The sequence below is a fragment of the Herbaspirillum sp. VT-16-41 genome, assembly GCF_001994935.1.
Classification (GTDB): domain Bacteria; phylum Pseudomonadota; class Gammaproteobacteria; order Burkholderiales; family Burkholderiaceae_D; genus Herbaspirillum; species Herbaspirillum frisingense.
Map to the genome: position 1 here is coordinate 1 of NZ_MUXB01000146.1, position 1,913 is coordinate 1,913.

At 43.2% G+C, this 1,913-nt stretch carries 3 protein-coding genes; 1 reads left to right on the forward strand and 2 read right to left on the reverse strand.

Translation table 11 applies throughout. The annotated features are described in order from the left end of the window. Nucleotides 1-195, reverse strand: a 195-nt coding sequence (locus BTM36_RS23630; RefSeq protein ID WP_174616907.1) for an AzlD domain-containing protein, incomplete at its 3' end; no start/stop codon positions are given. 806 nt (nucleotides 196-1,001) lie between these two features. Here BTM36_RS23630 and BTM36_RS23645 point away from each other — a divergent pair. After that, nucleotides 1,002-1,445 carry an ABC transporter permease subunit gene (locus tag BTM36_RS23645; protein ID WP_217349615.1) on the forward strand — a complete coding sequence of 148 codons (444 nt, stop codon included), beginning with the start codon at nucleotides 1,002-1,004 and terminating at the stop codon, nucleotides 1,443-1,445. An 18-nt stretch (nucleotides 1,446-1,463) separates the two neighbouring features. Here BTM36_RS23645 and BTM36_RS23650 read toward each other — a convergent pair. Next, on the reverse strand, nucleotides 1,464-1,913 hold a 450-nt coding region (locus BTM36_RS23650), incomplete at its 5' end, for a regulatory YrvL family protein (protein ID WP_077238200.1).

Sequence of the window (1,913 nt, forward strand, 5' to 3'; positions counted from 1 at the left end):
ATCGGCCACGAGGGCGGTTCCACTGGTTCCCGCCTGCACCGCCACCAGCGCGCCCAGCAGGGCGATCGGCAGCAGCCGCGTCACGCGGGCCACCCGCGGCCGTTCCAGCACCTCGGAGGGCACCTGGCAGCCCAGCCACTTCTGACCGAAGCTCACCAGCGATGCCACGATCACCGCGATCCACAGGGCGCTCATCGCCCGTCCCTCGTCCTGGCCGCGCCCCCGGCTCCGGCTACTGTCCCGGTGTCGGAGCCGTCCGCGCCTCGCGGCCACAGGCCGGCCACCACCGCCACCATGGCCGCCGCCAGCACCGGCAGGCACGAGGGGAGCGCCGGGGTGGCCAGCAGCGCAACGAAGGCCGCGGCCACAGCCACCGCGACCGGCTAGCGTTTTTTTAAACCAAATGAAAGATTATGTCTGTGTATGATTAATCGTAGTCTGCGGCCTGTTATGAACTAAATGAACGACGGACTAAATTTAACATAAGATAGATTGTACGAACTAAGTATTTGATATTAAAGAATTAATAACAATCTCTCTTAGCTTTCGTTATCTCCAGGGCTCGTGTCGTGATGTATCCTGAGACTGGCTGAGAATACGGATGATTGTGACCACTGCATACGATGACCCGAAGTAGTCCATGTGCTTCTCCACTGGTTGCGAGTAGATATCCTCCCCCATTCCCGGGCGCTGAGTCCCAATGTTATGCGTGGCCAGCACGTCAAACCCCGCCGCTATCCTACCAATATATTCATCCGCCTGAGTCCCCCCGAACTGTCTGAAGCTGTAGTCCCAGATAGAATCCAGATATACTTATTAAACTTTAATGCTTACATTATAATTCCTTTGTTTTCATAATATTCATTTCCTTTTGACGTCGTTTATTGAAGGCTTTTCTACCTCTTATCCATTCTTCTATTAAGATAATCAGCCCAACTATGAGCAATACAATGTACATAGTGATACTTTCAATTCTATCACTAGCAAACAACCATGTCATCGTGGCGAAAAATATTATAGGAACGATTACACCAAGTCAAGAATTAGGTATGGGAGATAGCCCTTATGCAACTGGGTTATTAATAATTATATTATTAGCTAGTCCTTTATTTGTTTTCACTTTATCTCATAACACGATAAATGAAGAATTAAGATCCAGAACAATTAGATTTGTTGCAACCAAGACCTCAAGAGAAAATATTATTTTAGGTAAATTCTTAGGAACTTTACTTTTTTGGATTGTATGTTTAACAGCTGCCGTATTGTTAATAACATTGTTTTCTAAATCATTTTATGTCTCTGAATTAACACAATCTATAATTTTTGTAGCCTATTTTATAGGACTAACTATAATGCTTTCCACTGTTATTTCCAAAACAGGCATAACAAGCTTTTTGGGAATGGCGTTATCAATAGTAATAACAGCCCTTGGATTATGGCCATAATCAATTAATATTAGCAACTTATTCTTTATCGTCGTCATCTCCATCAAAAACAATCTCTATTACAGTAAGCAGCAATGCAATAATAATCTCTGTTTTCAAGGAAAGTGCAATACTTGTCATAAGCTCATCCACCGTAAACAGAACTAACCAATTCGATGTGCCTTCAATAATGGCTCGAATCAAAATCACCTTTCTTTTACCTGTTATATTCCGGACGGACACATTGAAAATTACTTTAGAAAATAACTCAACAATGATGCCTAAAATAATGAAGTTGATAACGAAAACAACCAATGACCAGATGGATTCATATCGTACATCAAGTAATTCAAATATTCCCGCCAAGCCAAAGAAAAAAAGCCCAAATACAAAACCCACTGCCAGGATTATGAGAAGTGCTATTCCTAAAATTGTTGCCATCTTTTCTTTTATATTCATATTACGAAATGAATCATTTTTATGTTCAGG